Raw genomic sequence first — 6188 nt, 5'->3', positions numbered from 1 at the left:
GGCCGGCCGCCGGGCCCCCGGCGGGAACCCCCGCCACGGCAGACCTGGCGAACCGCGCCCGCGCCTCACTGGCCGACGCGGTACGGCTGGCCCGCTGGGCCGAACTGAACCTCGGCACCGGTGACGGCGGCCGCCCCGCCCCCGCGGGCGCCCTGCCCGCCGTCGACGTCGAACGGGCCGCCGCGGAACTGGGCCTGACGCACGGCCAGATCCGGGTCGGCTGGGACCGCGCCCGGCTCTCCGGCCTCGTCGAGGTGCACGGCGGCCAGGCCCGCCCCGGCTGGCGGCTGCGGGCCTGGGACCGGGACGACACCGCCGTGCTGCGCGGCTGGGTCGCCCTCTTCGACGCCTGGTCCCTCGTCCACCCGGCCCCCGCCGACATCACCCCCTCGGCCGTCGCCGAGGTGGTCGAGGCGATGCCCCAGCTGCTCTCCCTGCTCCAGCTGTCCGCCGGTCCGGTGACCGTCCCGGACCTGCTGGACCTCCTCGGGCAGCGGGTCACCGAACTGCGCGACGAGCGCTGCGAGGTCCCCTACGACGCGGAGCCCGCCCCGGCCCCGGCCTCCGGCTCCGCCTCGGCCGAACCCCGCCCCCTGCCGATCGCCCGGCTGCTGCGCTGGGCGCTCGGCGGACTCGCGGCCGTGGACGCCGTCACCCTGGGCCCCGCACAGGCCACCCTGACCCCGCTCGGCAGCTGGGCCGTCTGGGTCAAGCTGGAGCAGATCTGCGTCGCCGCCCAGAGCCCGGCCGGGAACATCGAGCAGTCCGCCGCCGCCATGCTGCACGGCTGCGCCCGGCTCACCCCGGGTCCCGCCCGCGCCGAGTACCGGGCCTGGCTCGCCGCCCGGCCCGTCGGCCACGCCGTCAGCGAGCTGCTGCACGCCGCCCGGGGCGAGGACGCCCTGCTGCGGGGCCTCGCCTTCGAAGCCCTGCGCGTGGTCGGCGCCCCCGCCGAGCCGGAGGTGCGCGCGGCCGTACGGGAACCCGCCCTGCGGCCGTACGCCCTGCTCTGGCTCGCCGAGCACGACGGGGTGGACCCGGACGACGCCCAGGACGTCCTCACGCCCGAGGAGTCGACCTGGCTCTGGGTGGACACGGCGGCCGCCATCGCCGACCACGGGGAGGCCGACCTGCTCGCCCGCCACCTGGACTCCGCCGTCCGCACCACCGTGCCGCGGCTGCTCGACGAGGTCCGGGCCGTCGGGCACCCGCGCACCGTGCAGGTCCTGGTCGCGCTCGCCGCCGCCCACCCCGACCCCGCCCTGGCCAAGGCGGTCCGGCGGGCCGCGTTCCAGGTCCACACCGGCGGGGCGTGAGCCCCGGCCGGGCCTTCACGGGACCCCGCGCCGCGCCCCCGGTGAAGTCGTCAGAGCTGGGGCGTGTACGTGCCGAAGCTCCAGATGTTTCCCTCGGCGTCGCGGGCCATGTAGTCGCGGGAGCCGTAGTCCTGGTCGGTGGGCGGTGCCACGATCTCCACTCCGTGGTCGACGGCCCGCTGGTGGTGGGCGTCCACGTCGTCGACGACCACGTACACACCGGCGGGCCCGGCGCCCTCCATGAGCTTGTCGAACGTGCCGCCCCGGCCCTGGCTGCCGAGCATCACCACGCCGTTCCCGTACGCCAGCTCGGCATGCATCACCGAGCCGTCCTCACCCTCGTAGACCGCGACCTGACTGAACCCGAAGGCCTCGGTCAGCAGCTTGATGGCCCCCTTCGCATCGCGGTAGGGCAGCGTGGGACAGATGGACGGAACGCCTGCCATGACGATCACTCCCTCTCGTGACGGTGACCAAGTGATCCACGTCACAGCATGGCAGGCGCCACTGACACTCAGCGGAAGGTGTTGCACTGGGCCATGTCGCCCGTGCGGTAGCCCTGGTAGAACCACTGCTGGCGCTGCTCCGCCGAACCGTGCGTCCAGGACTCGGGGGTGACCCGCCCCTGGAACTTCTCCTGGATCCGGTCGTCGCCCACCGCCGCCGCCGCGTTCAGCCCGTCCCGGATGTCCTCGTCGGTCAGGCTCTTGATCAGCGGCCGGCCCGTGGACTCGTCCGGGGTCCGCGTCGCGTTGTGCGCCCACACCCCGGCGTAGCAGTCGGCCTGGAGCTCGACCTTCACCGCGTTGCTGTTCGCGCCCGTCTGGCCGTTCTGGGCCCGCGCCAGCGTCCCCGTCAGGTTCTGGATGTGGTGCCCGTACTCGTGGGCGATCACGTACGCCTGGGCGAAGGGGCCGCCCGTCGCCCCGAACTTGGTCCGCAGGTCGTCGAAGAAGCCCAGGTCCAGGTAGACCTGCCGGTCGGCCGGGCAGTAGAAGGGGCCGACCGCCTTGCTGGCCGCCCCGCAGGCGGTGTTCACCTGGCCGGAGAAGAAGACCGTCGACGCCGGGGAGTACCTCCCGCCGCGCCGCTGGAACTCCTGCCTCCAGAAGTCCTGTGTGCTGTTCACCACGGCGACGAGCCGGCAGTCCTCCCGGGTGTTGGCGTCGCGGCCCTTCCTGCAGCTCTGCTGCACCTGCAGCTCTGCTGCACCTGGGCGGCCGAGGAACTCGTCGAGACCGGCTGCGGACTCCCGTCGGACAGCCCCAGCTGGTCCGGTCCCACCCCGAAGAGCAGGCCCAGGACCAGCGCGATCAGCCCGACGACCCCACCGCCGATCGTGGCCCGCCCGCCCGGGACGCGGCTGCCGCGGACGTCCTTGACCTCGGACGTGTCCAGATCGGCGTCGTCGTCGAACTGCATGCCGCACCGCCCTCCAAGCGTGGCCAACCCCCTCATCCTGATACGTGCCCCGCCCGCCCGGGGCGGCCCCTGGGCCGAACGGGTGAGGGCCGGGCCCCGAAAAGTGGTTGCGCACCCCCGTTAGAATGGCTTCATGGCAAATCTCCTCGCGGATTAGCGGCGTCGAAGAACGCGCGTCCCGCCCCCCTCTTCCGCCGTCCATACCGCCCTGGAGTATTTCCGTGATCACCGCCACCGGCATCGAGCTGCGCGCCGGCGCCCGCGTCCTCATCGAGTCCGCTTCCTTCCGCATCGCCAAGGGCGACCGCATCGGCCTCGTCGGCCGCAACGGAGCGGGCAAGACCACCCTCACCAAGTGCCTCGCCGGCGAGGGCCAGCCCGCCGCCGGCAGCATCACCCGTTCGGGCGAGGTCGGCTACCTCCCGCAGGACCCGCGCACCGGCGACCTGGACGTCCTGGCCCGTGACCGGATCCTCTCCGCCCGCGGCCTCGACGTCCTGATCAAGAAGATGCGGATGAACGAGGAGCGCATCGCCACCGGCTCCGGCGCCACCCGCGAGAAGGCCCTGCGCCAGTACGAGCGCCAGGAGACCGAGTTCCTCACCAAGGGCGGGTACGCCGCCGAGTCCGAGGCCGCGACCATCTCGGCCGCCCTCAGCCTCCCCGACCGGGTCCTCGGCCAGCCGCTGCACACCCTGTCCGGCGGTCAGCGCCGCCGCGTCGAGCTCGCCCGGATCCTCTTCTCGGACGCCGACACCCTGCTCCTCGACGAGCCCACGAACCACCTCGACGCCGACTCGATCATCTGGCTGCGCGACTACCTGAAGAACTACCGCGGCGGCTTCGTCGTGATCTCCCACGACGTCGACCTGGTCGAGACCGTGGTCAACAAGGTCTTCTACCTCGACGCCAACCGCTCGGTCATCGACATCTACAACATGGGCTGGAAGCTCTACCAGCAGCAGCGCGAGGCCGACGAGAAGCGCCGCAAGCGCGAGCGCCAGAACGCCGAGAAGAAGGCCGCGGCCCTCAACTCGCAGGCCGACAAGATGCGCGCCAAGGCCACCAAGACGGTCGCCGCCCAGAACATGGCCAAGCGCGCCGAGCGCCTGCTCTCCGGCCTGGAGGCCGTCCGCGTCTCCGACAAGGTCGCCAAGCTCCGCTTCCCGGACCCGGCGCCCTGCGGCAAGACCCCGCTGACCGCCGAGGGCCTGTCGAAGTCCTACGGCTCCCTGGAGATCTTCACCGACGTCGACCTGGCCATCGACAAGGGCTCCCGCGTGGTCATCCTCGGCCTCAACGGCGCCGGCAAGACCACCCTGCTGCGCCTGCTCGCGGGCGCCGAGCAGCCCGACACCGGCCAGGTCACCCCCGGGCACGGCCTCAAGCTCGGCTACTACGCCCAGGAGCACGAGACGCTCGACCCGGACCGCACCGTCCTGGAGAACATGCGCTCCTCCGCCCCCGACCTGGACCTGGTCGACGTGCGCAAGACGCTCGGCTCCTTCCTCTTCTCCGGCGACGACGTGGACAAGCCCGCGGGCGTGCTCTCCGGCGGCGAGAAGACCCGTCTGGCCCTGGCCACCCTGGTCGTCTCCTCGGCGAACGTGCTGCTCCTCGACGAGCCCACCAACAACCTCGACCCGGCCAGCCGCGAGGAGATCCTGGGCGCGCTGCGCACCTACAAGGGCGCGGTCATCCTCGTCACCCACGACGAGGGCGCCGTGGAGGCCCTGGAACCGGAGCGGATCATCCTGCTCCCGGACGGGGTCGAGGACCTGTGGGGCCCGGACTACCGGGACCTGGTCGCCCTCGCCTGATCCCCTTCCGCCGGGCTGATCCAGTTCCCCATGGATCATTCGGCGCAGACGTGATCCATCATCTGAGTGAGACGGTCTCGTACCCTCGCGCTCTGTACAACGGCCCCGGCCGCATCCTCCCGGATGTGCGGCCGGGGCCGTCCGTTTTCGGCGTCCGGCCCCTGACCTGGCGATTCCCCTCCGTGACGGAGGAATGTGACGGAGGTCATGCAGCGGAGGAGGAGATTCCGTTCTGCTCGGGTGTCCACGGACCGAGAAATGCCGCCGGACCGACCTTGCTGAATGGGTGGCCAGGAAGCCGGGGAGGGGTGATCATGAGAAGCACAGAGCGCACTTCCCATGAGGAGGCACGGGTGGCCGAGACTCTGAAGAAGGGCAGCCGGGTGACCGGCGCCGCGCGCGACAAGCTCGCGGCAGACCTGAAGAAGAAGTACGACTCCGGTGCGAGTATCCGGGCGCTGGCCGAAGAGACCGGCCGGTCCTACGGATTCGTCCACCGGATGCTCAGCGAGTCCGGAGTCACGCTGCGTGGTCGCGGTGGCGCGACGCGCGGCAAGAAGGCGGCCGCGGCCTGACCCTGGCCGACAGGCCGGGGCCGGTGCCCACGACCGCCCTCCAGCTCCGTTCCGTTCCACGCATGGTTCTTTCGGTGACCCCCGGTCGGCCTCTCGGTCGACTGGGTGGTTACTGTGCAGTCACTTAGGCCGGACGTCCGGCCTCGACTGCACACCGGAGGCACCAGATGGCTCTGCTCGACAAGGATGGCGTACGGCTCACCATCGACGACACGGTCGCCACGGTGACGCTGACCAATCCGGCCAAGCGAAACGCTCAATCCCCCGCGCTCTGGCGGGCGTTGGCGGAGGCCGGACGGTCGCTGCCCGGCTCGGTCCGGGTCGTCGTGCTGCGCGGCGAGGGCAAGTCCTTCTCCGCTGGGCTCGACCGTCAGGCGTTCACCCCCGAGGGCTTCGAGGGCGAGCCGTCCTTCCTTGACCTGGCGCGCGGTTCCGACGAACTGCTCGACTCCACGATCGCCGAGTACCAGGAGGCGTTCACCTGGTGGCGGCGCAACGACATCGTCTCCATCGCCGCGGTGCAGGGGCACGCCATCGGCGCCGGCTTCCAGCTCGCACTCGCGTGCGACCTGCGGGTCGTCGCGGACGACGTGCAGTTCGCCATGCGCGAGACCAGCCTGGGCCTGGTTCCCGACCTGGCCGGTACCCAGCCGCTGACCGCCCTCGTCGGCTACGCCCGCGCGCTCGAGATCTGCGCCACGGGCCGCTTCGTGCACGCCGAGGAGGCCGAGCGGGTGGGTCTGGCGAACCTGGTCGTCCCGGCCGATGAGCTCGACGCCGCCGTGCAGGACCTCACCACCGCGCTGCTGGCGCCGCCGCGGGACGCCGTCATCGAGACGAAGGCGCTGCTGCGGGAGGCGGGGTCGCGCACGTACGATGACCAGCGCGGCGCCGAGCGGGCCGCTCAGGCGCGGCGCCTGCGCGACCTGGCGGGCCTCTCCGACTGACCTTCTTGACGCGCCGCTCGCTCGGTGCGGCCGCGGGCGGCCTCCCCGGCTTCGCGGCGCCGCGCCGGGCACGGGGCCTCCCCTCCCCGCCCTTCCTCCGTTCCCAGG

The 6188-nt window shown here is 72.3% G+C and carries 5 protein-coding genes and 1 pseudogene; 4 read left to right on the top strand and 2 right to left on the bottom strand.

The genetic code is table 11. The annotated features are described in order from the left end of the window. On the top strand, nucleotides 1-1316 hold a 1316-nt coding region (locus VR44_RS34405), incomplete at its 5' end, for a hypothetical protein (protein ID WP_045951571.1). A 50-nt stretch (nucleotides 1317-1366) separates the two neighbouring features. Here the strand turns inward: VR44_RS34405 and VR44_RS34400 are convergent. Together VR44_RS34400 and ypfJ are read right to left on the bottom strand one after the other, a co-directional pair. Beyond that, nucleotides 1367-1762 carry a VOC family protein gene (locus VR44_RS34400; protein WP_063779005.1) on the bottom strand — a complete coding sequence of 132 codons (396 nt, stop codon included), beginning with the start codon at nucleotides 1760-1762 and terminating at the stop codon, nucleotides 1367-1369. A gap of 68 nt (nucleotides 1763-1830) precedes the next feature. Continuing rightward, nucleotides 1831-2738, bottom strand: a pseudogene (gene ypfJ, locus VR44_RS34395) (KPN_02809 family neutral zinc metallopeptidase). Nucleotides 2739-2959: 221 nt separating this feature from the next. On the opposite strand from ypfJ, the gene VR44_RS34390 reads away from it, so the two are divergent. The 3 genes from VR44_RS34390 (at nucleotide 2960) to VR44_RS34380 (ending at nucleotide 6080) form a co-directional block, all read left to right on the top strand. Further along, the gene (locus VR44_RS34390) at nucleotides 2960-4558 is read left to right on the top strand and encodes an ABC-F family ATP-binding cassette domain-containing protein (RefSeq protein WP_045951569.1); all 1599 of its coding nucleotides are present in this window, start codon (nucleotides 2960-2962) and stop codon (nucleotides 4556-4558) included. A gap of 353 nt (nucleotides 4559-4911) precedes the next feature. Continuing rightward, nucleotides 4912-5133, top strand: coding sequence for a helix-turn-helix domain-containing protein (locus tag VR44_RS34385; RefSeq protein ID WP_007263382.1), 222 nt, complete (start codon nucleotides 4912-4914; stop codon nucleotides 5131-5133). A 167-nt stretch (nucleotides 5134-5300) separates the two neighbouring features. Further along, nucleotides 5301-6080: an enoyl-CoA hydratase/isomerase family protein gene (locus VR44_RS34380; protein WP_045951568.1), complete on the top strand. Its 780-nt coding sequence runs from the start codon at nucleotides 5301-5303 to the stop codon at nucleotides 6078-6080. Nucleotides 6081-6188: the final 108 nt, after the last annotated feature.

Origin of the sequence: Streptomyces katrae, assembly GCF_000966975.1 — a bacterium.
In the GTDB taxonomy this organism is placed as follows: domain Bacteria; phylum Actinomycetota; class Actinomycetes; order Streptomycetales; family Streptomycetaceae; genus Streptomyces; species Streptomyces katrae.
The sequence above is the reverse complement of the archived record's forward strand: the minus strand, read 5'-3'. Positions and strand labels throughout refer to the sequence as shown.